Source organism: Micromonospora rifamycinica (assembly GCF_900090265.1).
In the GTDB taxonomy this organism is placed as follows: domain Bacteria; phylum Actinomycetota; class Actinomycetes; order Mycobacteriales; family Micromonosporaceae; genus Micromonospora; species Micromonospora rifamycinica.
The window spans coordinates 616,823-643,630 of the sequence record NZ_LT607752.1 but is presented as its reverse complement, the minus strand read 5'-3'; the positions used below and the strand labels follow the sequence as shown (position 1 = coordinate 643,630).

The window sequence follows — 26,808 nt, the reverse complement described above, 5'->3', positions numbered from 1 at the left end:
ATGGTGCAGTTCGCGGTCAACCCGACGCGCTTCGACCCGTACAAGAACTTCAAGTTCCGGGTGAGGTGGGACGGCCGCTACGTGGCCGGGGTCAGCAAGGTCAGCGCGTTGAAGCGGACCACCGAGGTGGTCAAGCACCGCGACGGCGGCAACGCCTCGACCAGTCACAAGTCGCCGGGGCGCACCGAGTTCGAGGCGGTCACCCTGGAACGGGGGCTGACCCACGACGCCGAGTTCGCCCAGTGGGCGGGCCGGATCTGGGCGCTGAACGCCGGGCCCGGGTCGGAGGTGTCGCTGGCCGACTTCCGCCGGGACATCACCATCGAGCTGCTCAACGAGGCCGGTCAGGTCGCGCTGTCGTACCGGCTGTTCCGCTGCTGGGTCTCGGAGTACCAGGCGCTGCCGGAGCTGGACGCCAACGCCAACGCGGTGGCGATCGAGCATCTCAAACTGGAGAACGAGGGTTGGGAACGCGACGAGGCGGTGCCCGAGCCGGCCGAACCCCGGCTCGGGTCGTGAGCGCGGGGCCGCCGCTGACCGAGGTGGAGCTGGTCCACGCCTGGGACCTGGCGCTGGAGCAGCCCGACGGCGTCCGGGGGCTGTCGCTGCTCGGCCGGGCCGACGCCGACCGGCTGCCGGTGGGTGAGGTGACGGCGCTGCTGCTGGCCGTGGCCGGCGGCTGGGCGGGCGGCCGGGTGGCGGCCACCGTGGACTGCCCGTCCTGCGCGGAGCGTCTGGAGGTGACCCTCACCGTCGCCGACCTGCTGGCCGCCGCGCCCGACCGGGCCGCCGCGCCGGAGCGCGCCGGCCGGTCGTTCACCCTGAGCTGGCAGGGGCATCTGCTCACCCTGCGGCTGCCGACCACCGCCGACCTGGCCGGGGCGGCGCGGGCCGGCGACGCGGCGACGGCCGAACGGTGGCTGTTCGACGCCTGCCTGCTCGACGCCACCCCGCCGCTGACCGACCCGGCCGCCGCGCTGCCGGCGGTGTCCGCCGCGCTGGCCGACCGCGACCCGCTCGGCGTCGTCGCGGTCGCGCTGACCTGTCCGGGCTGTGCCGGCACCACCGAGGCGCTGCTGGACGTGCCGGCCTGGGCGTGGCAGGCGGCCGACACCCGGGTCCGCCGGCTGCTCGACGAGGTGCACCGGCTCGCCCGGGCCTACGGCTGGTCGGAGGCGGAGGTGCTGGGGCTGGGTCCGCACCGGCGGGCCGCGTACCTGGAGCGGGTGCCGTGACCGGCTACCTGGCCGCCCTGGCGGCGCTGGCCGTCGGCACCGCGCCCCGGCTGCGCCCGCGCGGCCACGGCCGGTTCGAGCCGGACCCGGCCGAGGCGGGCGGCTTCGTGACCGACGACCAGGAGTGGACGACGCCCCCGCCGGCCAGCCGGCCGGTCGTCCCGCAGACGACGGAACAGCCGCCGACGCCCCGCCCCCGGGCCGCGGTACCACCGCCGCCCTCCCCGGCGGGGACACCCGCCGCACCGGCCGCCCACATGCCGGTGGCCGATCCGCCGCCGCCGTTCCCGCCGCCCGGCCCCCGTGCCCACCATGACCTAGGGCCGGACCGCCCGGCCGCCGCGCCGACCCCACCGACGGCGACCCACCCGCCAGCACCCACGCCCCCTCCCCCTCCCGCCTGGGTGCCCCCCGCCACCGCGCCGCCGGGCCGGGCCACCCCGCCCCGACCGCCGACCGTCCCGGCCACCGCGGACCGGCCACCGCAGCCGCCCCGCCGGGACGACCCGGACCGGCCGCCGGCCCGCACCCCCGACCCGCACCCCGTCGTCCCGCCGCCGGCCGTCGCGCCGGTGCTCGTCGGCACCGTGCCGCCCCCCGGGCCGCCCGCCCCACCCGGATACCGTCCCCCGGTCACCCGGGCCACCGCCCGGACCCCGGATCCGGTCACCGTGCACGTGCACATCGACCGGATAGAGGTACGCCTCACCGGCGACCGGCGGTCCCCGACGACCGCCGTGCCGGTCGCCGCCACCACCCCCACCGTCGCCCCGGGGCCGGCTCCGGAGCTGGAGTCGTACCTGCGCGGGCCGGGGGCGACCCGATGAGCACCGGGTACGCCCTGGCCGCCGTCACCGCCGTGCTGCGCGGGCAGCTGATGGCGTACCTGCGGGCCACCGGTGCCTCGTCGGCGGTCGGCGGGGTCTCCGTCTCCGCCGGCCCACCGGACCGGGTCACCGTCGGCAACCAGGAGGGCAACCAGGTCAACCTGTTCCTGAGCCGGGTGACCCGGAACCCGACCTGGGCCAACCTCGGCCCGCCGCCGCGCAGCACCGGTGGGGACGACGTCGCCGCGCCGCCGCTCGGCGTCGACCTGCACTACGTGGCCAGCGTCTACGGTCACGACCCGTTGACCGGGGAGATCCTGCTCGGTCACCTGCTGGCGATGCTGCACGAGACGCCGGTGCTCACCCGGGCGGCGATCCGCCGGTCGCTCGCCCCCGACCCGCCCGACCCGACGCTACCCGCCGCGGTCGCCGACTCCCGCCTCGCCGAGCAGGTCGAACTGCTGCGGGTCAGCGTCACCAACAGCCCCGGCGGGGAGGAGAGCTTCCGGCTCTGGTCGGCGTTCAGCGCGCCGTACCGCAGCAGCGTCTTCTTCGACGTGTCGGTGGTGCTGATCGACCCGCTGCGTGGTGCCCGGGAGCCCCTGCCGGTGCGTGCGGTCACCGCCGGCACCGTCGACGTCGACGGCCCCGAGGTCGACCTGGTCCGGGCCGACGGGCCGACCGGCACCCCGGTCACGGCGGGCGCGACCCTGGTGGTGACCGGCCGCAACCTGGCCGGGCCGGACGTCCGGGTCCGGATCGGGACCGCCTCGGCCAGCCCCGTCACCGCCTCGGCCGGCGAGTTGCGGTTGCCGCTGTCCGCCTTCGACCGGCCCGTCGCGGCCGGGATCCGTGGTCTGGTCGTCACCCACTCGGTGGCGCTCGGTGACCCGCCCACGCCCCGGCCGGCGATCAGCTCCGACGCGGTGCCGGTCAGCTACCGCCCGACCATCGCCGTCGCCCCCGGCGACGTGGTGGTCGCCGCCAGCCGGACGGTCGACGGGGTGCTGCTGCGCACCGGCACGGTCACCGTCGACGTGGTCCCCGAGGTCGAGGTCGGCCAGCAGGTCACCCTCGGACTGACCGGGGCGGGTGGCACGGTGCTCGCCGCGCCCGCCGACAACGGGGTGCCGCCCGGTGGGCAGCGCACCGGGCGGATCGGCTTCGCCTTCCAGGACCTGCCCGCCGGCACCTACCTGGCCCGGTTGCGGGTGGACGGGGTGGACAGTCCGCTGCACGCCGACCCGACCGGCCGGTACGACGGCCCCGCCGTGGTGCTGTGATGCCCGCCCCGCGCCCGGCCGCCCGCTGGCCCGCCCCACCGCCGGCCACCGGGCACGACGACGGGCTGGCCGCCGAGGTGGACCGGATCCAGCTGCTCCTCAAGGGCGAACCGGCACCCGGGCACCGGGCCGACGGGGCGGCGCTGGGCCGGATCGCCACCGGGTTCGGGCTGACCGCCTTCGAACGCGACGTGCTGGTCGCCTCGGTCGCCGGTGAGCTGGGCCTGCTGGAACGGCCGGCCACCTTCGCCTGGTGCCTGGACGCCCTGCCCGGCGGGCACTGGGACGCCCTGGCCGCCGACCGCCCGCTGCGCGCGGCCCGGCTCGTGGAGCTGGGTGAGGGGCCGTTGCCGCACGCCCCGATCCGGGTCGACGAACGGATCCTGCACGAGCTGCGCGGCGTCGGGCGGCTCGACGAACGGTTGCGGCCCTACCTGGTGGCGTTGCCCCCGCCGCCGGCCGTGCTGCCGGCCAGCCGCCGCCGCGCCGCGCAGCAGCTCTGCGCCGCCTGGCAGGCCGGGCGGCACCCGCTGCGGGTCTGCGGCCCGGACCACGCCGACAGGGTCGACGTGCTGGCGGCGGCCTGCGCGACGGTGGGCCGGGCCGGGCACCGGGTGGCCGCCGCCGACCTGCCCCGCGCGGTGACCGACCGGGACGCCTTCGCCCGGCTGTGGAACCGCGAGGTGGTGCTCGCCGACCCGGTGCTGGTCGTCGAGCTGACCGGCGACGAACCGCCCGAGGTGGGCGCCGCCGTGGCGCAGCTGCTGGCCCGGCTCGTCGGTGACGTGGTGGTCTGCACGCCCCGCGCCGTCGCCCTCGACGGGGTGACCCCCGGGCCGACGGTGGACCGGCCGACCCGGGCCGAGCAGCGGGCGCTCTGGCGGGAGCTGCTGCCCGGCCGCACCGGGCAGGCCGCCGCCGTGCTGGCCCGGGAGTTCGACCTGGCGCACCGGGAGATCCTGGACGCCGCCGCCCCCGGCCCGGCCGGCGACCCGGTGACGCTGGCCCGGGGGCTGGTCCGCGAGCGGGTCCGGCGGGACCTGGACGGGTTGGCCGAGCGGATCGACGTGCGGGCCGGGTGGGACGACCTGGTGCTGCCCGCCCCGGCGCTGGCCCAGCTGCGTCAGTTGACCGCCGCCGCGGCCGGCCGGGCGCTGCTGGCCGAGCAGGGCTTCGCCGGTCGGACCGGTCGGGGCCTCGGGGTGGCCGCGCTGTTCGCCGGGCCCAGCGGCACCGGCAAGACCCTCGCCGCCGAGGTGGTCGCCGGCGTGCTCGGGCTGGACCTGCACCGGGTGGACCTGGCGACCGTGGTGAGCAAGTGGATCGGCGAGACCGAGAAGCAGCTGCGGCGGATCTTCGACGCTGCCGAACGCGGCGGCACGGTGCTGCTGTTCGACGAGGCCGACGCCCTGTTCGGCCGCCGCTCGGAGGTGCGTGACAGCCACGACCGGTACGCCAACATCGAGGTGTCGTACCTGCTGCAACGGATGGAGCAGTACCGGGGCGTGGCGGTGCTGACCACCAACATGCGGACCGCCATCGACCCGGCGTTCCTGCGCCGGCTGCGGGTGGTGGTCCCGTTCGGGCACCCCGGCCCCGTCGAGCGGGCCGACCTGTGGCGGCGGGCCTTCCCGGCCGGGGTCGCCACGGTCGAGCTGGACCTGCCCCGCCTCGCCGCGCTGGACCTCACCGGCGGGGACATCCACACCGTCGCGCTGCGCGCCGCGCTGGTCGCCACCGGGGAGGGTCACCCGGTCGGGATGCGGCACGTGCTCGACGCGGTCGCCGCCGAGTACGCCAAGCACGACCGGCCCGCCGACCCCGGGTTGTGGTCATGAACGTCGAGGTCACCGCCATCGAGGTCGACATCCGCCGGCTGGTCCTCACCGGCGTCGACGGGCCGGTCGACGGCACGCTGGCGGCCGAGGTGGGCGAGCGGCTGGGCCGGCTGGTCGCCGACCGTGGCCTGCCGGCGGCGGGCACCCCGACCACCGGCCCGCCGACCGGTGGTGACCTGCCGACCGTGCTGGCCGAGACGATCTGGATCCGGCTGGGTCCGTCGGCGGTGGGCCGATGACCACCCCCGGCGGACCCGGCCGGGCCGCCCACCACACCACCGGCGCGCGGGCGGCCGCCGACCCGGCCGTCGACCGCGCCGCCCGGCCGGCGGGGCCTCCCGCGCCGCACCGCGACGACGCCCTCGCCGCGCTGACCCGCGAGCTGGTCGACCGGTACGCCCCGGCGCTGGGCCTACGGCCGGACGCGGTGCGGGTGCGCCTCGGCGAGGCGGGCCGACGGGCCGCCAACCACGGCGCGCGGGGGCTGCTGGCCGACGGCGCGGTGCACCTCGCCCCGGGGTTCGACCCGTCCCGGGCCGCCGGGCGGGCCCTGCTGGTGCACGAGCTGGGGCACCTGGCCCAGGCGGACGCCGCGCCGGCGTACCCCGGGAGGCGGGCGACCGACCCGGAGGCCGAGGCGCGGGCGCTGGCCGACGCCGCCGCGGCCGGGCGGGCGCTGTGGACGCCGGTGGCGTGGCTGCCGGCCGGTGCGGTCGCCGCCGACACCGGTGCGGTCGCCACCCCGCCGCGACCGGCCACCCCGCCGGCCGCCGACCGGGCACCGGCCGGCGAGGACGGGACGGGGCCGCTGGAGGCGGAGCTGGGCGCGCTGGTGGACCGCCGGTACCGAGCGGAACGGTCCCGGCTGGTCGACCTGCTCGACGGTCTCTGGGTCTCCGGCGACGACGTGCGCGGGTGCCTGAGGATCCTGGACACCCTGCCGTTCGTGGTCGCCCGCAGCCTGGTGCACAGCCTGCCCGCGGCCCGGCGTACCGACCTGGCCGGCAACCTCGACGACGACCACCACCGGGCCTACCCGCGCGCCGCGCTGGCCGCCCTCGGCGGGCAGACCCCCTACCTGCTGCGGGTGCTGGAGGCCGACAACGTGCACGGGTTGGCCACCGACGGGCTCGACCCGGTGCAGCGGCGGACCGCGCTGAACGTGCTGCGGGCGCTGCGGACCAGCGTGCTGCGGGAGCTGCTGGGCGGTGACCGCAGGGCGCACTTCCGGGCGTTGCTGGCCGAGCGGCCCCCGGCGGGCAGCGACGCCGACGCCCTGCGGGAGCAGGTCACCGCGCTGCGGGACGCGCAGACCGACGACGCCCGGCTCGACCGCGACACCGACCTGGGCGCGCGGCTGCGCCGCATCGAACGGCTGGTCGGCGACCGGCAGGGCGACGAGGCGCTGCGGCTGCTGGCCGAGCTGGCCCCCGCCGCACCCACCGCCGGCGCCCCGACCACCACCACGGCGGCCGGCGCGGGACCGCCCGAGCCGGGGCCACGGCTGCGGTACGTGGTCCGCCGGCTCGACGACAGCGGTCACGTCGACACCCTGCTCGACCACCTGCCGTGGGAGGAGAAGCGGGTCGACGCGCCGCTCGGCCCCCGGCTGCTGGTCGTCCTCGCCGCCCGCCCGGAGCACCGGAACCTGGCCCGGGTGGAGGGGCTGCTGTCGTACGGGCTGTTCGACTGGGCGATCCGCGACCACGAGGCCCGCTTCGCGTACCTGCTGCTGCGCAGCCTCCCGCTGGCCACCCAGGACCGGTGGCGACGGCTGGACCAGGGCAGCTGGTTCGACCGGCTGGAGGAGAACATCCCCGCCGCCGACGTGCTGGGCGGCGGCTACACCGGGGTCGGCACCCTCGCCGAGCCGTGGGACCGCCGTCGACGCAGCGCCGGGCAGGTCGACGCCGAACGGCTCGTCGCCGACGTCCACCGGGTGGTGCAGGGCGGGTTGGACGGGGTGAACGCCGTGGAGCTGGTCCGCCGGCTGATCGGCTACGACCGGCCGACCGGCGCGACCGCCGGCCCGGATGCCCGTGGGCGGGAGGCGTTGCGGACCGCCGTGCACCGGTTGGACGCGCTGCGCGACCTGGACCGTATCCTCGCCGCCCTGCCGGACGCGTACCTGACTGACGAGAGGTGGCGGGCCGAGCTGCTCGACCTGCTCGCGCTGCGCGACCCGGCGCACCTGGAGCGGCAGGCCCGCGGCCTGCTGGCGATCGGGCTGACCGACTGGGCGGTCAACCCCCGGGAGGCGTGGCTGGCGTTCCAGCTGGTGCGGAACCTGCCGGTGGCCGACCAGGCCCGGCTGGCCGCCGACGACCCGGACCGGTGGGCCCGGATGCAGTCCGGGATGACCCCGCAGATGCGGGCCTCCCTCGCCACCACCGCGATCTCCGGTCCGCGCCGCGCCGAGGCCCGCGACCAGCTCCGGGACCGGCTGCGCGACGACCGGATCTGGCGGGCCGAGCGGGCCACCGAGCTGCGCTCGCTGATCATCCAGGCGTACGCGCTGGACGACCGGCGGTGGGTGTTCCTGCGCTCCCGGGAGGTCCGCGCGGACCTGCTGCCCGACCTGGCGACCCTGGTCGCGGAGCTGCGGCTCTACCACGCCACCCGAAGGCCCTCGTTCGAGCCGGAGGCGCTGCGCACTGACGGCCTGCCGACCGTGGTCGGTGACCTGGCCCGGCTGGTCGCGGTCGGGCTGAAGCTGCTGTTCCTCAGCCGCACCGGGTTGAGCCTGTTCACCGACGAGGTGACCGTCGACGAGTTCGACCTGCACGACGCCCAGTGGATCAGCGGCGACCTGGGCGGCGCCCGGCTGCGCGACACCGACCGGGAGCGCACCAACCGGCTGTCGCTGTCGGTGGACGCCCGGCAGGGGGTGCTGCGGGTCCGGCTGCCCCGGCTGGAACTCGACGGGGTGAACCGCACCTTCACCGGCAGTTCGCTGCGGACCGGCCGGGTCACCCTGACCGACCTGGACATCGTCGCGTCGTTCTCCGACCGGGGCTACGACCGGCCGGTCGGCGCGCAGGCCGGGATGGGTGCGTTGAGCGTCTCCGACGTGGTGTACGCCAGCGACGGGTTGCCCGGAGGGTTGCTCGGGTTGAGCCGGTTCGGGCTGTCCACGCTGGCCTTCCGGGCCGGGGCCACCGGGCAGGAGAACCTGACCGAACCGGGCCGGCAGGGCTGGGTCGGCATCCCCATCATCGATCCGCTGATCCACCTGCTGCACAACGTCATCTCGTTCTACGGTGGACTGCCGTTCCTGTCCAAGATCAGCGACGCGCTGCTGGCCCCGTACACCGCCGGGGCGCCCTTCCTGGCCCAGCAGTTCACCTCGCTGACCGCCGGGGAGATCTTCACCCCGCTGGCCAACGCCACCATCGGCCTGCTCACCGACGGGGTGTTCCGCCCACCCCGCGGGGTCGGCGAACGGGTCACCGACGCGGTCGAGATGATGCACTCGCTGCGGGTCAGCTTCTCCAGCGCCACCGCCGAGGGGCTCTCCTTCGCCGGCCTGCAGCAGATCGGCCGGATCGAGGTGGAACGCACCCTGATCGGGGTGGCCACCAGCCTGCCGGCCCGGCTACGCGCCGAACAGGAGTCGCTGCGGCTGCGGCGCGACACCGCCCCGCCGACGGCCCGCGCCGCCCTCGACGAGCGGCTGCGCGCGGTCGACAGCCAGCTCGCCGCGCTGGAGCCGGCGGAGCGGGAACTGCACCGGTTGGAGGCCCGGCACCGCTGGCACGCCGAGTCGCTGTCGGAGGCCGAACGTCGCCGGCTGGTCGAGCTCTCCGACCAGCTGCGCCAGTCCGTCGGCGGCGCGATCGACGTCGGCGGCATCCGGGTCACCGGGCTCACCGGCCGGGTCGAGGCCGTCGGCGTGGAGATCGATCCGATCCACGCCGAGGCGTCCCTGCCGTCGCGCGCCGGGGAGTACCTGCCCGACGACGAGCTGATCACCCGCTTCCGCCGCGACCGCCGGCCCACCGACGCCGCGACGACGGCCCGGGGCAGCACCGGGTCGGCCACCCTCGCCGGGGTACGGCTGCTGCCCGGCCCGGCCGGCGCACCGGCGCTGCGGCTGACCGCCGGCGCCCTGCCCACCCGGGCCGACGTCACCGCCCAGCTCGCCGCGCTGCCCGACGAACCGCGGTGGGCGGACCGGCGGGCCGAGCTGACCCGCTGGCTGACCGACCTGGACCGGTTGCGGGAGCTGGAGTCGCTGGCCGCCGAGCCGGTCGACCCCGTCGGCCGGTACCTGCCGGGGCACCGCACCCGGGCCCAGGAACAGGAGCTCCAGCTGCTGCGGGAGCGGGCCGGCCGGTACTTCGGCGTCACCGTCGGCGGGCTGACCGTCGGCGGGCTCGACGTCGCCCTGGACCCGGCCACCCTGGGGGTGGAGGTGCGGTTGGCCGAGCTGACCGCCACCGACGTCCGGGCCGGGGCCACCGCCGTGGAGCGGCTGGCGGCGTCCCGGCTGCGGGTGCGCGCCGACCTCGACACCGTCGGCGGCGGCCGGCTCCCGGCCGAGCTGGCCGGCCCGGCCGCCGCCCAGGGGTTGCCGGTCGGCCGGACCGCCGTCGGTTTCGGCGTCGGCGAGCTGGCGGTGACCGGGTTCTCCGGCCCCGGCATGCAGGCCCAGCGGATCGCCTTCACCGCGCCGGCCCGCGCCGACGGCACGCCCGGCGAGGCGATCCACGGCCGGGTACTGCCCGACGGCGACGACCTGCGCCTGCCCGACCTGGTGGTGGAGCAGACCGAGCTGACCGGGCTGACCATGAGCTCCCCCGGCCGCAGCCTCTACTCCCGGGGCAGCACCCGGATCGGCCGGATGAGCCTCGATGTGCGGGTCCGCACCGGCGCGACCGCCACCGGCCGGCAGGTCCGCAGCGCGCTGGTCCGCAACCTGGTCATCGACCGGATCGACGCCGACCGGATCGGCATGGACGTCACCGACCCGGCACCGGGGATGAGCGTCGAGGTGGTCTCCGGCGCGCTGATCGGAGTGCGGCTGCGCGACCTCGAGGTGGACCTCACCAGCGCGGAGCTGACCTACAGCGGGCGGTTGACCGTCGGCCAGCTCGACCGGCTGCGGTTCAGCGTGATCTCCCGGGCGGTGCAGGGCGGCCCCACCACGATCACCGGCACCGTGGATGGCCGGGCGGCCACCCCGAACGCCGCCACGGTCACCGTGGACCTGATCCGGGCCGGGCCGCACCAGGTCGACCCGGTGACCGGCCGGATCGTCAGCGACCCCACCGACAGCCAACGCCTCCAGCTCGACGGGCTCACCCTCACCGACACCACCCTGCGGACCCCGGACGGCGCGGTCACCGTACGCCGGGCCGGCCTGGGCGGGCGGTTGGTCACCGAGCGGGCCGGCGGGCTGCGCTTCGAGGACGTCGGCCCGGCCCGCATCGAGCTGGGCGCGATCGACTGGCGGGCCGGCGACGGGCGGATCGTCTCCCGGGGGCCGACCGTGCTGGACGGGCTGACCGCCAGCGGACGCTGGGACAGCGCGCCGGAGCAGCGCGACGCCGCCGGTCGGGTCGTCCCGGCCACCGCCGCGCTGCACCTGGAGCGGCTGCACATCGCCCGGGTCACCGGCCGGGACCTGCGCTACCGCGACGGGGTGCTCGACGTCGGCCTCGGCCGGCCCGAACCGCTCCCGGCCGGGGAGCCGGACCGGCCGCCGCTGGAGATCCTCGACGTGGACCTGCGCGGCCTGCGCTGGTCGGCGGCGGCGGGGCTGACCGCCGGACGGCTCACCACCGGGGCCACCCGGGTGGAGATCGCCGGCCGGATCGACGCCGCGCTGCACGTCGACGGCGCGCTGTGGGCCGCCCAGCTCACCCTCGCCTTCGGCCGGGGCGGCCGGATCCAGGCCCGGGTGGTCGGCGGTGAGGCTCAGCTCGGCGTCGGTCCCCGCCCCGGCGAGCACGACCAGCAGGTCAGCATCCAGGGGCTGGACACCGGCGTGGTCACCGTCGGCCCGGACCACATCGAGATCGGCCCGGACGGGCAGCCGGGGCTGAGCCTGGCCACCATCTCGGTGGACGCGCTGAACTGGCAGGGCGCGGCGCTCGGCCTGCGGATCCCGTCGGGGGCGGGGGCGATCACCCTGCTCGGCATCAGCGCCCGGGCCCGGGTCGACCTGTACCCGGCCGGCACCCCCGGCGGCCGGTTCCGCCGGCTGCTGCTGCGGGAGCTGGTGGTGCAGCAGACCCGGGCCAGCGGGCTGCTGGTCGACCTGCACGACGGCGTCACCATCCGCCTCAACCCGGACATCGAGGCGGTGCTCGGGGAGCTGCGGCTGGTGCCGGCCGCCGGGCAGGACGGCTTCCTGGTGGAGGCGACCCGCACGGCGGAGGGGATGCGGATCCTCGGCGGCCTGCGGATCGGGGCGATCGAGGCGGCCCGGGTCGGCTTCGACATCGGCACCTTCCTGTCCGGTGGCACGGCCGACTTCACCGCCGGTGGGCTCAGCGTCGACTTCCTCGACCACGGCGGGCTGCGGCTCAACCTGGCGCAGCCCACGCTGACCGCGATCAGCGCCCAGGTCACCGCCGACCCGCGTCGGCAACTGCTGTTCCTCGGCGCACCGACCGGCCGCCCCGAGTACGGGCTGCGGTTCACCTCGATCGGCTACGAGCAGGACCCGGCCGCACCGGACGGCACGACGGCCCCGGGCAAGCGGATCGCCGTACGCGGTGGCGAGGTGACCGGGCTGAGCTTCGCCGACAGCGGGCTCGGGTTGTACATCTTCGTCGAGCAGGGGCTGCTCGGCGACCTCACCCACGACCTGACCAGCGGGTCGGGGGAACTCCCGTCGCTGGACATCCGCAACGCCCGGTTCGTGCTGGACCTGGCCACCATGCTCGGCGGCGGCTCCCCGATCCCGGCCCCGCCGCCCGCCCGGACCACCAGCGCGCAGCGCCGGGCCGCGCTGGCCGGGAAGTGGGACGCGCTGGTCCGGGTGCTGGACGCCTACCGCATCGGCGAGGTGCTGGACAGCCTCAACGGGCACATCGACTTCGACGTCACCCACGACGGTTTCCTGTGGGGCGAACGGAGCTGGGAGGTGCGGCTGACGTTGCGCGACGGGGCGGTCGACTACCGCCGGCTCACCGGCGCGCTGCCGTGGTGGACCCCGGGCCGGTTCATCGTCGAGGGCGACGACCTGGTCTACCGGGTGCACCTGCCCAGCTTCGGGGCGGAGGGCGCTCCCCCACCGGACAGCGACATCGACCTGCTGCGGTGGCAGCTCGACACCGGCGAGGTGGCCCAGGCCCGCACCGCGCACCTGGTACGCCTCAACCGGCTGCTGCGACCGACCGCCGCCTCCCGCGACGACCTGCTGCACACCATCGCCGACGTGCAGAGCGACGAGCCGTCGACCGGCCCGCCCGGCCTGCTGGCGATCAGCAACGTCGACGTGGACCTGTCGGTCAACAACCCCCGGGAGATCACCCTGCCGCTGGGCGGCAGCAACGAGATCGTGCTGGCCCCGGACGCGCTGCTGCACCTCGCCGTCGGCGGCGGGGTACGGAGGGCCGCCGGTGGCGTCGGCCGACCGGGCCGGCTGCGACCGGTGTCGTTGCAGAGCGCCACCGTGGCCCGGGTGAACCTGCTCTTCGACGGGCTCGGCCTGTCCACCGGGCAGATCCGGATCACCGACCTGACCGACTGCACTGTCGACTTCAGCGGGTTGGACCCGCTGCTGATGCAGGGCCGGATCACCCGGGCCGTGGCGGAGCGGATCCGCTGGCGGCGTCCCACCTCTGGAGGCACCCCGTGACCAGTCCCCTCAGCCCTCGGCTGCTCCGCGCCGGCCTGGTCGTGCTCGACCCGGACAGCGGACGCAGCCGTCGGGTGATCACCCTGCAGTACAACCCGGACTCGTTGACCCGCGGCTTCCAGCTCAAGACCGCCGGGGCCGAGGGCGGGGCGCGGGGCGAGGCGTTGCGGATCACCGGCCCGCCGGTGCAGACGCTCACCCTGGAGGCCGACCTCGACGCCGCCGACCAGCTCACCGACCCGGACACGGTGGAGCTGGGGCTGACCGCCCAGCTCGCCGCCCTGGAATCGCTGGCCTACCCCAGCCTGGCCGCGGTGCAGGACGCGGCGGCGCTGCTGGCCGCCGGCACCCTGGAGGTGGTGCCACCCCCGGCGCCGCTGGTGCTGCTGGCCTTCGGACGACGCCGGCTCTGGCCGGTACGGATCACCGAGCTGACCATCACCGAGGAGGCGTTCGACCCGATGCTGAACCCGATCCGCGCCAAGATCCGACTCGGTCTGCGGGTGCTGACCGTCAACGACGTGGGCACCGACGGCCGGGCCGGTGGCCTGGCCATGGCCGCCCACCAGCAGCTCGAACAGCTCGCCGGCCGGGCCCGCGGCGGACGGCTGGCCGACCTCGGCATCGACCGGCTGCCATGAGCGACCCGACCGACACCGACCCGGCCCTGGTCGCCGCGCAGAGCCGGGTCGCGGAGACCCTCTTCGCCGCCACCGGCGCGGGTGGCGTCGGCACGCCGGCCCCCGGGGCGGTCGCCCCGGACAGCCGGTACGCCGCCGTCGGCACCACGGTCACCGTCGACCCGGACACCGGCGAGGAGATCGTGCACCTGCGCCGCCGGTTCGTGCCCCCCGCCGAGCGGCTCGCCACCGCCGGCTGGGAGCCGGTCGCCGACGGGGACCGGGTGGACCTGCTGGCCGGGCGTACGGTCGGCGACCCGACCGCCTTCTGGCAGCTCTGCGACGCCAACGGTGTCTTCGACCCGGCCGAGCTGGAGCAGCCGGGCCGGGTGGTCCGGGTGGCGCTGCCCGAGGGGTTCCCGGGAGGTGGCGATGCCTAGCGGGGTGCGGTTGCAGGTGCTGACCGGGCCGTTGACCTTCCGACCGGCCCCGCTGGAGCTGGTGGCGGCGGTGCAGGAGGCACAGGTCACCGAGAACGCCGGCCAGCGCTCGGGGTTCCAGCTGCGTCTCGCGCTGGGCCGCGGGTCGCTGGTGGAGCGGATGCTCGCCGACGGCAGCCTCGACCCGCCGACCCGGATGCTGCTGGTGCTGCACGTCGACGGCCGGCCGCAGGTGCTCTCCGACGGGGTGGTCACCCGGCACGACGTGGCCCGCAGCAACGACGCTGGCGCGTCGACGCTGACCCTCACCGGGGTGGACGTCAGCCAGATGATGGACCTGATCGACCTGTCCGACCTGCCGATGCCGATGCCGGCCGAGGCCCGGGTGCTGACCCTGCTCGCCCCGTTCGCCGCGTACGGGGTGGTGCCGATGGTGGTGCCCAGCGTGCTGGTGTTCGCGCCGAACCCGGTGCAGCGGATCCCGGCGGTGCGCGGCACCAGCTTCGCGTACGTGTCGCAGCTCGCCGACGAGGTGGGCTACACGTTCTACGTCGAGCCGGGGCCCACCCCGGGGATGAACACCGCCTACTGGGGGCCGGAGGTACGCGCCGGCCAGCCGCAGCCGGCATTGACGGTCAACGCCGACGCCGGCGCGAACGTGGAGTCGCTGTCGTTCTCCTTCGACGGGGTGCAGAAGACCGTCTACCTGCTCACCGCGTTCCCGGAGCAGGTACGGGTGCCGATCCCGCTGCCGGTCCCGGACGTCAGCCCGCTCAACCCGCCGCTGGGCCGCAAGATCCCGATCCCGCTGTCGTACCGGCGGATGAACGTCGGGCGGTCCGACCCGAGCGGCACCGACGACGCCACGGCCCGGATGGACGTGGTGCAGACCCTCGCCCGGGGCCTGGCCCGCGCCGCCCAGTCGGCGAACGTGATCAGCGGGTCCGGGTCGCTGGACGTGCTGCGCTACGGCCGCCTGCTGCGCTGCCGGCGGCTGGTCGGGGTACGCGGGGCGGGCCGCGCCTACGACGGCGAGTACGTGGTGCGCAGCGTGACCACCACGGTGAAGGCCGGCGAGGTCAAGCAGCGGTTCACCCTCGGCCGTAACGCCCAGATCTCCCGCTCCGGAAGGGCACAACCATGACGACGAGGTACTACGGCAAGTATCGCGGCACGGTGGTCAACCACCTCGACCCGTTGCAGCAGGGCCGCATCCAGGTGACCGTCCCCGACGTCACGCTCCCCCCGTCGAGCTGGGCGATGCCCTGCTTCCCACTGGCCGGCATCCAGGCGGGCATGTTCGCCGTGCCGTTGCCGGGCACCGGGGTGTGGGTGGAGTTCGAGCAGGGCGACGCCGACCATCCGATCTGGACCGGCTGCTGGTACGGCTCCAAGGCGGAGATCCCGGCGCTGGTGTCGTCCGCCCCGCCGCCCACCCCGCCGATCGTGTTGCAGACCCCCGGCCAGGCCACCCTGATGATCTCCGACGCCCCCGGCCCGACCGGTGGCATCCTGCTCAAGACACTGACCGGGGCGATGATCTCGATCAACGACACCGGAATCATCATCTCCAACGGCAAGGGCGCCTCGATCACCCTCGTCGGCCCGACGGTGGCGGTCAACCAGACCGCGTTGACGGTGACCTGATGCCCGGCCCGCTGCTGCACGTCGGGGCGGTGCTGACCTGCCCGCACACCGGCCCGGTCACCCCGCAGACCGGCAACGCGCGGGTGCTGGTCAACGGCCTGCCGGTGGTCACCGCCACCGACGCCTACCCGGTCACCGGATGCCCGTTCCAGGTGCCGGTGGGCGCGGGCACCAAACCGCAGCCCTGCGTCCAGCTCCAGTGGACCACCCCGGCGGCCCGGGTGCTGGTCAACGGGCAGCCGCCGGTGCTCGGCACCAGCGTCGGGCTCGGGGTCAGCGCGGAGGGCGTCCCGCAGGGTCCGCCGACGGTGGCCGGCGTCCAGGTGCGGGCGGTGGCGACATGACGTACCCGGCGTTCCCCTGGCGGCCGGACAACCGGGGCCGCTCCGGCCTGGCCGACCCGGAACGGCACGTCGCCGACCTGGTGGAGGCGGTGCTGTTCACCGCGCCCGGCGAGCGGGTCAACCGGCCGGACTTCGGCGCCGGCCTGGGCCAGCTGCTCTTCGCCCCGGTCGACGACGCGGTGGTGGGCACCGCCGAGTTGCAGGCCCGCAGCGCGTTGCAGCGCTGGCTCGGCGAGCTGATCGAGGTCGACGACGTCCGCGTCGACCTGGCCGAGGCGGCGGTGCGGGTGCACGTCGGGTACCGGCTACGGGCCACCGGCCGGCCCGCGCAGGTGTCGGTGGAGAGGGGCGACGGATGAGTGTGCGGTGCGACGACGACGAACGCCGGGCCGAGGTGGCCCGGCCCGGCAGCGCGTTCAACGGCATCGACTGGGTCGAGGTGGACGCCGCCGACCAGCGGCTGCTGCGCGTCGGCTTCCTGCACCCGCTGCCCGGCCAGCCCGGTCAGGTGCCCGCCGGGGCGGCACTGGCGGTGGGCAACGTGCTGGTCGACGGCGGGGTCCGGATCACCGGCGTCCGGGTGCTCAGCGTCGCCGCCACCGGCGCGGAGCTGACCGTCCGGGTGGACCGGGCCGGGGACTTCTCCCCGTACACCCTGCGGTTGGTGCGCTCGGCGGTGGACGACCGGGTGCCGCCCGGTTTCGACCCGGTGCTGTCGGCGCAGACCTTCTCCTTCAAGGCCAACTGCCCCAGCGACCTGGACCCGGCCCCGGCCGCCCCCACCGTGGCCCCGCCGCCGGCGACCACCGCGCCGACCGACTACCTGGCCAAGGACTACGCCGGGTTCCGGCGGCTGATGCTCGACCGGCTCGCCGCCCTGCCCGGCGGATCCGCACGGCACCCGGCCGACCCGCTGACCACGGTGGTCGAGGCGTTGGCGCACGTCGCCGACCGGCTGTCCTACCGGCAGGACGCCGCCGGCACCGAGGCGTACCTGGGCACCGCCCGCAGCCGGATCTCGGTACGCCGGCACGCCCGGCTGCTCGACTACGCGGTGCACGACGGGTGCGCGGCCCGCGCCTGGCTCAGCGTCCGGGTGGCCGCCGGCTCCGACGTGGAGAGCCGGGGCGTGCCTGCCGGGACGCCGGTGCTGGCCGCCGACCGGGCCACCCCGGCGGTACGGCCCGCCGACGCGGCGGCGCTGCTGGCCGGCGGCGCGACCGGCTTCGAGACGTTGACCCCGCTCGCCCCCCGCGCCGCCCGCAACGAGATCGCCCTGTACGTGTGGGGCGGCCGGGACTGCGGCCTGCCCGTCGGCGCGACCCGGGCCACCCTGGTCGACCTGCCGGCGACCGGGCTGGCCGCCGGTGACCTGCTGCTGCTGGAGGAGGTGCTCTCCCCACGGACGGGGCGGCACGCCGACGCGGATCCCACCCACCGGCAGGTGGTCCGGCTGGTGGCGGTACGGCCCACCACCGACCCGGTGACCGGGGTGGCCGTGCTGGAGGTCGAGTGGAGCGCCGCCGACCGGCTGGCCTTCCCGCTGACCGTCACCGCCTCCGTCGCCGGGGCGGGCACCGACCACCTGGTGACCTGCGCGGTGGCGCGGGCCAACCTGGTGGCCGTGCAGCACGCCATCGCGGTGTCCGGGCAGCTCCCGGCCGCCGCCGAACACCGGTGGCGGCCGGTGCTGACCGCCGATCCGGTGGCCTCGGCGGTGCCGTTCCGGACCGACACCCCGGCCAGCCAGGCCCTCGACCAGGATCCCCGTGCCGCGGTGCCGCTGATCCGGTTGGAGACCACCGAGGGCAGTTGGCGGCCCCGCCGGGACCTGCTCAACGCCGACCGCTTCGACCAGGGTTTCGTCCCGGAACGTGAACGCGACGGCCGGGTGGCGCTGCGGTTCGGCGACGACGTGTCGGGGCGACGGCCACCGGCCGGCACGGTCTTCCAGGTCGCCTGGTGGCGCGGCGGCGGCGCGGCCGGCAACCTCGGCCACGACGCGCTGACCACCCTGGTCACCGACCGGGTCGGGCTGCTCGGCGCGACCAACCCGCTGCCCGCCGTCGGCGGCACCGACCCGGAGGACATCGAGCACGCCCGGCAGCACGCCCCGGTCGCCTTCGCCGTCCAGGAACGGGCGGTCACCACCGCCGACTGGGTGGCGGCGGCGCGGCGGCTGCCCGAGGTGGCCAACGCCACCGCCCGGGTCCGCTGGACGGGTTCCTGGTGGACGGTCTTCCTCACCCTCGACCTGACCGGCGGGCGGCGGCTCACCGACGAGCCGGACCTGGCCCGCCGGCTGGCCGGACGGCTCGACCGGTTCCGCGTCGCCGGGTACGACCTGCAACTGCGCGACCCGGTCGACCTGCCGGTGGAGCTGCGGCTGTGGGTGTGCGTCACCCCCGGCGCGTTCCGTTCCGACGTCCGCCGCGCCCTGCTGAACCTCTTCTCCGCCCGCGACCTGCCGGGCGGGGCCCGCGGCTTCTTCCACCCCGACCGGTTCAGCTTCGGCACCCCGCTCTACGTCAGCCAGCTGCTGGCCGCCGCGGTCGGTGTCCCCGGGGTCACCGACGTACGGGTCACCGAGCTGCACCCGGTGGGGGTGGCGGCCGGCGGGGAGCTGGCCGACCGGGTGCTACGGGCCGGCGACACCGAGGTGATCCGCCTCGACAACGACCCCAGCGTGCCGGAGCACGGCATCCTGCACCTCGACCTGGTAGGTGGACTGTGACGGCACGAGTGGGCCGGGGGCCGAACCCACCCGGCCGCAGCGGCATCGCGTACCGGCTGGGCCGGCAGGCCGACTTCGCCGCCGACCTGGTGGCCCGGCTGGGAGGCCGGCCGGAGCTGGCCGGGCTGACCACCCGGGAGGTCGACGACCCGGCCGTGGCGCTGCTGCACGCCTGGGCGACCACCCTGGACGTGCTCGCCTTCTACCAGGAACGGATCGCCAACGAGGGGTTCCTCGGCACCGCCACCGAACGCGGTTCGGTGCTGATGCTGGCCCGCGCGATCGGCTACGAGCTGCGCCCCGGGGTGGCCGCGACGACGTGGCTGTCGTTCACCGTCACCGCCACCCCGGGCGCCCCGGACGGGGTGCCGATCCCGGCGGGCAGCCAGGCGCAGAGCGTGCCCGGCCCCGGCGAGCTGCCGCAGGTCTTCGAGACGGTGACGCCGCTGCTGGCCCGCCCGGAGCTGAACGCGGTGGGGCTGCGGGTCACCGCGCCCCGCGCGCCCCGCCCCGGCGACGCCACCCTGTACCTGGCCGGCACGGACACCGTCCTCGTCCCGGGCAGCGTGCTGCTGGTGCTCGGCCCCGACTGGTTCGACGTCCGCCGGGTGCGCGCGGCCGGCGCGGTGCTGCCGGCGGTGGCCACCGCGCTGGACGGCGGTGCGGTGGTGCCGGCGTACACGGTGGTCGGGTTGGACGCGGCGGTGACCGCCCGGCCGCTCGGCACGGAGCTGCACCAGCCGGGGCGCGAGGTGCAGGTGCACCTGTTGGCGCAGCGGGCGGCGCTGTTCGGGCACCAGGCGCAGCCGTGGTCGGCGCTGCCGGTGGCGCTGCGGGTCGGCGAGCTGAACCCGGGCACCAACCAGGTGCTGCCGGGGGCGTACGCCACCCGCAAGGACACCTGGGTGGACGCCCCGCTGGGCAAGGACGAGCGGGCACTGCACCTGGACCAGTCGTACCCGTCGATCGTGGCCGGGTCGTGGCTGGTGCTGGAGACCGCCGGGGTGCCGCAGCTGCGCCGGGTCGACGCGGTGGCGGAGCTGCCGGTGGCCGACTTCGGCATCGCCGCCCGCACCACCCGGGTCACCGTGGCCGGCGGTGACTCGAGCACCTTCTCCCGGCGCACCACCACCGTGCTCGGCGACAGCCGGCTGCTGCCGCCGGCCGACCCGCCGCTGACCACCCCGCTGGCCGCGACGGCGACCCTGGAGCTGGCCCGGCCGACGCCGGGCCTGGAGCCGGGCCGGCCGCTGGTGCTCACCGGTGTCGACCCGGCCGGCGAGCCGGTCGGCGAGGTGGTGACCGTGCTGCGGGTCCGGGATGCGACCACTGTGGACCTGACGGCGAACGTGGCGCGGCGGTACCGGCGCGACAGCGTCCGGGTGCTGGGCAACGTCACGTCGGCGACCCACGGGGAGAGCCGGGCGGAGGTACTCGGCGGCGGTGACGCGCGGCGGGCGTTCCAGCGGTTCACCCTGCGGCACGTGCCGCTGACCCACGTCCCCGCCGCGACCGCCAGCGGCTCCCGGACCACCCTGGCGGTCCGGGTCGACGGGGTGCGCTGGCAGGAGGTGCCGGCGCTGCTCGGGCAGGCCCCCACCGCCCGGGTCTACACCGTGCGCCGCGCCGACGACGGCACCGTCACGGTCACCTTCGGCGACGGCCTGACCGGGGCCCGGCTGCCCACCGGGCAGGACAACGTGGTGGCCACCTACCGCAGCGGCATCGGGCGGCTGGCGGACCTGGCGCCCGGCCGGCTGACGATCCCGCTGTCCCGGCCGCTGGGCCTGATGGAGGTGGACAACCCGGTGCCCGCCGCCGGGGCCGACGACCCGGAGGGGGTGGACCGGGCCCGCCGCAACGCGCCGCTGGCCGTCCGGACCCTGGGGCGGGTCGTCTCACTGGACGACTACGCCGACTTCGCCCGCGCGTTCGCCGGGATCGGCAAGGCCCGCGCGGACCTGGTCTGGGACGACGCCCGGCAGGTCGTCCTGCTCACCGTCGCCGGCCCGGACGGCGCGGAGATCCCGCCGAGCGCCCCGGTCCACGCCGACCTGCTGCGGGCTCTGGACGCCGCCCGCCAGGCGGCGGTGCCGGTGCGGATCCTCGGCCACCACCGGCGGCGGGTGGCGGTGACCGCCCGGCTGCTGCTGGCCCCCGGGCACCGCTTCACGCTGGTCGCGGCCGCCGCCCGCGCCGCGGTGGTCACCGGGCTGAGCTTCGACGCCCGCGACTACGCCCGGCCGGTGCGCGCCAGCGAGGTGCAGGCGTTGCTGCACGGGGTGCCCGGTGTCGCGGCGGTGGTGCTGGAGCTGCTGCACGACGCCGAGCAGCCACCGGAGCGCCTCGACGTGATCCCCGCCGCCCCCGGCCGCCGGGTCGGTGACCTGCTGCTCCCCGCCGACCTGCTCACCGTGGACACCGGTGACGTCACCCTGCTGGAGGCATCGTGAGGGCCGAGGAGATCTGGAACCTGCTGCCGGCCGCCCTGCGTAGCCAGGACGAGGCGGCCGGTGGGGTGCTGCACGCGCTGGTGGAGGTGCTGGCCGAGCAGGCCGTCGCGCTCGACGCGGACATCGACCAGCTCACCGACGACTGGTTCGTGGAGACCTGCGCCGAGTGGGTGGTGCCCTACCTGGGTGAGCTGGTGGGGGCGGGCCGGCTGCATCCGCTGGCGGACGGCACCGGGCTGTCCGACCGGGCCCGGGTCGCCGACACCATCCGGTTCCGGCGGCGCAAGGGCACCGCCGCCGCGCTGGAGGAGCTGACCCGCGCCAACACCGGCTGGAGCGCCGCGGTCGTCGAGTTCTTCGAACGGCTGGTGGTCACCCAGCACGTCAACCACGTCCGGTCCGCGCCGGCCACCGCGTCGATCCGGGCCGCCGCGCCGCTGGAGCTGGTCGGCGGGCCGTTCGAGACGGTCTGCCGGACGGTGGACGTCCGGGCCATGGACACCGGGCAGGGCCGCCCCACCATCGGGAACATCGGCCTGTACGTGTGGCCGCTGCCGTCGTACCGGCTGGACCGGGCCACCGCAGCCCCGGCGGTCGTGCCGCCGGACGGCCGGTGGTGGATCGACCCGGTGGGGGTGGGCCGGCAGCTGACCGGCCCGACGGTGACCGAGCCGGACATCGACCACCGGGCCGACGAGGCCAACGTGCCCGGCCCGCTGCGCCGCCGGCCGTTGCGCGACGAGCTGGTGGCGCTCGCCTCCGACACACCGCCCCCACCCGAGCAGCGGCGCTGGTTCCGCGACGACGACCCGTCGTTCGTGGTGTGGATCCAGCCGACCCCGGCCGACGAGCTGCGGCCGGTCCCGCTGGACCTGCTGCGGATCTGCGACCTGGCCGGCTGGGAGCTGCCGACCGGCAGCGTGGTGCGGGTCGACCCGGTGCGCGGCCGGGTCACCGTCGCCGCCGGCCGGCCGGTGCATCGGCTCGCGCTCTCCTGGTGGTACGCGTTCAGCGCCGACGTCGGCGCCGGCCCGTACCCGCGCCGGGGTGACCTGGGCACGGCGGACGGCCCGGTGGACTGGCAGCTCGCGGTGAGCGTGACCGAGCCGCCGCGCGCCGGGGAGGTGGTCGCCTCGCTCGGTGAGGCGGTGACCGCCTGGCACGACTTCCAGGCCGCGCACCCCGGCAGCACCGGTCGGATCGTGGTGCTGGACAGCCACCGTTACCGGGACGACCTGGCGGTGCGGGTGGGGCAGGGCAGCCGGTTGAGCGTGCTGGCCGCGCAGTGGCCCCGGCCGCCGGACCGGCCCCGCCGGCAGGGCGACCTCGATCCGGTCGGGGTGCGCCCCTGCCTGCTCGGCGGGGTGACGGTGACCGGTGTCGGCGTCGGGGACCGCCCGGGTGAGCTGGTGGTCGACGGGCTGCTGGTGGTCGGGGCGGTGACCGTCGCCGCGCCCGGTGACGGCGGGCCCGGCCTGGGCCTGGTCGAGCTGCGGCACTGCACCGTCGGCCCGGCGGCGACCGGGCTCACCGTCACCGCCGGCAACGACCGGACCCGGGTGGTGGTGCACCGCTGCGTGACCGGCGCGCTGAGCACCACCGACGGCCCGCTGACCGTGACGGACACGCTGGTGCACGGCCCGGTCGCCGCCGGGGAGGCCGCGGCCGAGCTGGGCGGGGTGACGGTGCTCGGCACCACCGCGGCGCGGGTGCTGACCGCCACCGACTGCCTGTTCGACCAGCCGGTGACGGTGGCCCGCCGGCAGCAGGGGTACGTCCGGTTCAGCTACCTGCGCCCGGGGTCGGTCACGCCGCGCCGTTACCGCTGCCAACCGGACCTGGCCCAGCAGGCACACCCCGGTGACCCGGACGTGGCCACCCGGGTCGGACCGGCGTGGGCGAGCACCCGCTACGGCGACGCCACCTACGGCCGGCTCGCCGCCACCGCCGCCGTCGAGCTGCGCACCGGTGCGGAGTCCGGCGCCGAGCTGGGCGCGTTCCGCCGCGCCCTGACCCCGCAACGTCTCAACAACCTCACCCTCGCGCTGGCGGAGTACCTCCCGCTGGGGCGGGTGGCCGCTGCCCTGCCCGTCCTGCCGACCGGAGGAACCACACCATGAAGGGCGACATCAGCCGCGTCACGTTCGACCAGCGGCGGCACGCGACGAGCGTCCGCAAGCAGCAGGGCCGGGTCGACCTGGACGCGGACTGGAACGAACAGCAGGACATCCAGGCGCACCTGCGGGCCACGGCGCTGACCGACGTGGTCGGCCCGGCCGGTGCGCCGGTGGTCGGCGGGGCGTTCGGGTTGACCGGTGGGACGGGCCTCACGCTGTCGGCGGGCCGGTACTACCTCGACGGGGTGCTCTGCGAGAACGACACCGCGGTCTCCGTGTTCGGCCAGCCGGACCTGCCGGCGACCGGGCCGTTCGTGCGTAAGCTCGACGGCACCTGGCTGGCCGCCGGCGCCCCGGTGCCGCCGGGGGTCTACGCCGCCTGGCTCCAGGTGTGGTCGCAGCACGTGACCGCGATCGAGGATCCGACGCTGCGGGAGGTCGCCCTCGGCGGCCCGGACACCACCACCCGGCTGCGGACCGTGTGGCAGGTGCGGTTGTTGCAGGCCGGGCCGCCGAACACCCCGGTCGGCTGCGCGGACACCCCACCCGGCTGGACGGAGCTGACCGCCGCCTCCACCGGCACCCTCGCGGTGCGCGCCGACCCGACGGGCAGCGCCGGCGGTGACTGCGTGATCCCGACCGGGTCGCCGTACACCGGGTTGGACAACCAGTTCTACCGGGTGGAGATCCTGACCGGCGGGGCTCCCGGGGCGGCCGGTTTCGTCTGGTCCCGGGACAACGCCGCCACGGTGGCCAGCTGGGAGAGCATCGACGTCGACGTGCTGACCGTGAAGGTGCCCGGCCGCGACGGCAGCGCCGGCTTCACCAACGGCTCCTGGGTGGAGCTGACCGACGACGGCCGGGAACTCAACAGTCTGCCCGGCACGTTGGTGCAGGTCGACCGGGTGGAGGGGGACCGGATCGTGATCCGGCCGGGCACCGCCACCGGCAGCCTGGACCGGGCCGACTTCCCGTCCCGGCCACGGGTCCGCCGCTGGGACGGCCGGGGCACCGTGCCGGCCGGTGGGGTGGAGCTGGACCTGGAACTCGGCATCAAGATCCGGTTCTCGGCGGTGGGCAGCTTCCGCACCGGCGACTGGTGGTCGTTCCCCGCCCGGTCGGCGCTGCACGACGTCCAGTGGCCCCGGGTCGGCAGCACGCCGGTGGCGCAGACCCCGCACGGGCCGCGCCGGGCGCACGGCCGGATCGGTGTCGTGAGCTTCGACGGCAGCCAGTGGAGTGTGCTGCGCGACTGCCGGCCGGTGTTCGCCCCGCTGACCGGCCAGGCCACCCTGAGCCTGCTCGGCGGGGACGGCCAGGAGGCGGTGCCGGTGCCGGCCAACCCGGCGGCCCTGGTGCCGCTCGGCCACGACCTGGTCACCGGGGTGGCCGTCGGCGGCCAGCCGGTCGCCAAGGCCCGGGTCCGGTTCACCGTCACCGGCGGCGCGGGCCGGGTCACCGCCGGGGCGGTCACCGCCACCACCGTCACGGTGGAGACCGGCACCGACGGCCGGGCCCGCTGCGGCTGGCAGCTCGACTCCGCCGCCGCCACCCAGGAGGTCACCGCCCAGCTCCTCGACGAGGCCGGGCAGCCGGTACACCTGCCGGTGACCTTCACCGCCGCGCTGTCGCGCGCCGACCGGGTGTCGTACGACCCGACCGGGCGGCCGTCGCTGGCCGGGGCGACCACCGTGCAGGCCGCCATCAACCAGCTCGCCGCGTCCGCCACCGGCGGCTGGGCGACGATCACCCTCCGGCCCGGCATCGACTGGGTGCAGGCGCTCAACACCCTGCCCGCCGGGGACGTGCTGGTCTGCTTCGCCCCCGGCCTCTACACCAGCACCGTGCCGGTCACCTTCACCGGCCGGGCCAACATCCGGCTCTTGGGCAGTGGGCCGGCCAGCCGGGTCCGGGTGCAGGGCCAGGAGTTCGCGCTGATGTTCGTCAACTGCGGCACCGTCTCGGTGTCGCACCTGGCGGTGGAGACCCCCGGACCGGCCGCCGCCGAGGGACGGCTCGGCCCCGTATCGGCCGTCAACTGCGCCGAGGTGACGATCGAACACTGCCAGCTCACCGGGGTGGCCGGCGCGTCGCCGCAGAGCACCTGTCTGACCGTCCGCAACGACCAGGGCACGCCGCCCGGGAAGGTCCGCGTGCTCGACTCGGACTTCCTCATCGGCCACGGCCAGCAGGGTGTGCTGCTGGTGAACCCGGACCACGCGGTGATCACCAGGTGCCGGTTCTCCTGCCCGCCCCGACCGGCGTCGCTGACCCTGGCCGAGCTGGTCAAGGACGAGAAGTTCCGCAGCCAGCTCGCCACCCAACTGGTGGGGCGGCTCGCCCTGGACCGCGACGACCGGCTGGAGACGGGCGAGTGGAACACCGCGATCCGGGTCGGCCGGTGGGGTGTGCGGATGAACTCGATGGTCCCGCAGAGCGAGTGGAAGACCCTGACCACCCTGCGCCCGCCCTCCGCCGAGGACCAGCGCACCGCCGACGCCGCCGAGGCGTACGTGCTGCGGCTGGCGGACCTGGCCACCGAGGACCCGGCGCAGCTGCCCTCGTACAAGCGGCAACTGGCCTCGCTCAAGGGGCGGCTCGGGCAGAACGCCGGGCGGATCTTCGACACCGACGAGGGTCGCCAGACGCTGCGCGACTACCTGGTCGGTGAGGGGATCGACGTGCGGGAGGCCGACGACATCGCCCGCGACCGCCGGGAGGTGGCGCTGCCGGTGCCCGGGGCGAGCCTGCGTTTCGACTCGGCGTTGAGCCAGGGCGCCTGGGAGGCGGCGGTGGCCGCGTCGCCGCCGTCGCGCCCGGTGCAGACCCCGTCGGCGGCGGCCCGGCACCTGCGCAGTGTCGCCGACCGGATCCTGCTGGAGCCCGCCTTCGGCGAGAAGTACGCCAGCGGGTACCGGCAGGAGCTGACCGCCGCGGCGGAGGTCTCCGTCGGGGCCTGCGCGGTGGTGATCGGCGGAGGGACGGCGGTGGGCGACGTGGAGGTCTCCGACTGCCGCTTCGACCAGGTCGCCGAGGGCGTCCACATCGGGGTCTCCTACCACAAGGGACCGCCGATCCAGGGGCGCACCATCCGGGTCACCGGCAACGACATCCACCTGTACAAGGCGTGGTGGCGTCAACCGGGCACGATCCGGGGCATCAAGATCGGCAGCATCCGGCACGTGTTCGTCTCCGACAACCGGATCTCGGTGACCGCCGGGACGGGCGTCGGCATCTGGGCCTTCGCCGCCGGCGGGCCGATCATGGCGATCCGCGACAACCTGGTGCAGAACTGCGAGCCGGCGATCCTGTGCAACCCGTCCTGGAACGGGGCGCCGGCGAAGCGGCTGTGGTCGGTCACCGACAACGTCTCGTCGAACGGCGCCATCCAGGTGAGCGGGGGTGCCCGCAGCTCCGGCAACGTCAGTTGAGCTGTCGCCTCGCCGACTGCGGTCGGGCT

Annotated in this window: 17 protein-coding genes; all 17 read left to right on the top strand. The window is 76.2% G+C overall.

Annotated elements, in window-relative coordinates:
* The 17 genes from GA0070623_RS02725 to GA0070623_RS02645 are packed head-to-tail and all read left to right on the top strand — an operon-like array spanning nt 1 to nt 26,779.
* Entirely contained in the window at nt 1-519 is a 519-nt protein-coding gene (locus GA0070623_RS02725; protein WP_067315563.1) for a phage tail protein, read from the top strand.
* Nucleotides 516-1,235: a hypothetical protein gene (locus GA0070623_RS02720; RefSeq protein ID WP_067315566.1), complete on the top strand. Its 720-nt coding sequence runs from the start codon at nt 516-518 to the stop codon at nt 1,233-1,235. The genes GA0070623_RS02725 and GA0070623_RS02720 overlap by 4 nt, the downstream gene beginning before the upstream one ends.
* On the top strand, nt 1,232-2,062 hold the full coding sequence (locus GA0070623_RS02715; protein WP_089003878.1) for a hypothetical protein: 831 nt from the start codon (nt 1,232-1,234) through the stop codon (nt 2,060-2,062). The genes GA0070623_RS02720 and GA0070623_RS02715 overlap by 4 nt, the downstream gene beginning before the upstream one ends.
* Nucleotides 2,059-3,345 (top strand): DUF4255 domain-containing protein, encoded by a 1,287-nt coding sequence (locus GA0070623_RS02710; RefSeq protein WP_067315706.1) that lies wholly within the window; start codon nt 2,059-2,061, stop codon nt 3,343-3,345. Before GA0070623_RS02715 ends, GA0070623_RS02710 begins: the two co-directional genes overlap by 4 nt.
* A complete protein-coding gene (locus tag GA0070623_RS02705) occupies nt 3,345-5,183 on the top strand; it encodes an ATP-binding protein (protein WP_067315704.1) in 1,839 nt (612 codons plus the stop codon). The genes GA0070623_RS02710 and GA0070623_RS02705 overlap by 1 nt, the downstream gene beginning before the upstream one ends.
* Entirely contained in the window at nt 5,180-5,422 is a 243-nt protein-coding gene (locus tag GA0070623_RS02700) for a hypothetical protein (protein ID WP_089003877.1), read from the top strand. Before GA0070623_RS02705 ends, GA0070623_RS02700 begins: the two co-directional genes overlap by 4 nt.
* Nucleotides 5,419-12,993 (top strand): eCIS core domain-containing protein, encoded by a 7,575-nt coding sequence (locus tag GA0070623_RS02695; protein ID WP_089003876.1) that lies wholly within the window; start codon nt 5,419-5,421, stop codon nt 12,991-12,993. Before GA0070623_RS02700 ends, GA0070623_RS02695 begins: the two co-directional genes overlap by 4 nt.
* Nucleotides 12,990-13,634, top strand: a complete 645-nt coding sequence (locus GA0070623_RS02690; protein WP_067303927.1) for a hypothetical protein — start codon at nt 12,990-12,992, stop codon at nt 13,632-13,634. Before GA0070623_RS02695 ends, GA0070623_RS02690 begins: the two co-directional genes overlap by 4 nt.
* Nucleotides 13,631-14,053, top strand: a complete 423-nt coding sequence (locus tag GA0070623_RS30525; protein WP_197700039.1) for a hypothetical protein — start codon at nt 13,631-13,633, stop codon at nt 14,051-14,053. Before GA0070623_RS02690 ends, GA0070623_RS30525 begins: the two co-directional genes overlap by 4 nt.
* The gene (locus GA0070623_RS02680; RefSeq protein ID WP_067303955.1) at nt 14,046-15,197 is read left to right on the top strand and encodes a hypothetical protein; all 1,152 of its coding nucleotides are present in this window, start codon (nt 14,046-14,048) and stop codon (nt 15,195-15,197) included. The genes GA0070623_RS30525 and GA0070623_RS02680 overlap by 8 nt, the downstream gene beginning before the upstream one ends.
* A complete protein-coding gene (locus GA0070623_RS02675) occupies nt 15,194-15,700 on the top strand; it encodes a phage baseplate assembly protein V (protein WP_067303923.1) in 507 nt (168 codons plus the stop codon). The genes GA0070623_RS02680 and GA0070623_RS02675 overlap by 4 nt, the downstream gene beginning before the upstream one ends.
* Nucleotides 15,700-16,044, top strand: coding sequence for a hypothetical protein (locus tag GA0070623_RS02670; RefSeq protein WP_067303919.1), 345 nt, complete (start codon nt 15,700-15,702; stop codon nt 16,042-16,044). Before GA0070623_RS02675 ends, GA0070623_RS02670 begins: the two co-directional genes overlap by 1 nt.
* Complete coding sequence (locus tag GA0070623_RS02665; RefSeq protein ID WP_067303916.1) at nt 16,041-16,403, top strand: GPW/gp25 family protein; 363 nt, start codon at nt 16,041-16,043, stop codon at nt 16,401-16,403. The genes GA0070623_RS02670 and GA0070623_RS02665 overlap by 4 nt, the downstream gene beginning before the upstream one ends.
* Complete coding sequence (locus GA0070623_RS02660; RefSeq protein WP_157517473.1) at nt 16,400-18,778, top strand: baseplate J/gp47 family protein; 2,379 nt, start codon at nt 16,400-16,402, stop codon at nt 18,776-18,778. Before GA0070623_RS02665 ends, GA0070623_RS02660 begins: the two co-directional genes overlap by 4 nt.
* Nucleotides 18,775-21,231 (top strand): putative baseplate assembly protein, encoded by a 2,457-nt coding sequence (locus GA0070623_RS02655; RefSeq protein WP_157517472.1) that lies wholly within the window; start codon nt 18,775-18,777, stop codon nt 21,229-21,231. Before GA0070623_RS02660 ends, GA0070623_RS02655 begins: the two co-directional genes overlap by 4 nt.
* Nucleotides 21,228-23,351, top strand: a complete 2,124-nt coding sequence (locus tag GA0070623_RS30285) for a phage tail protein (protein ID WP_067303907.1) — start codon at nt 21,228-21,230, stop codon at nt 23,349-23,351. The genes GA0070623_RS02655 and GA0070623_RS30285 overlap by 4 nt, the downstream gene beginning before the upstream one ends.
* A complete protein-coding gene (locus GA0070623_RS02645; protein WP_067303903.1) occupies nt 23,348-26,779 on the top strand; it encodes a DUF6519 domain-containing protein in 3,432 nt (1,143 codons plus the stop codon). Before GA0070623_RS30285 ends, GA0070623_RS02645 begins: the two co-directional genes overlap by 4 nt.
* Nucleotides 26,780-26,808: the final 29 nt, after the last annotated feature.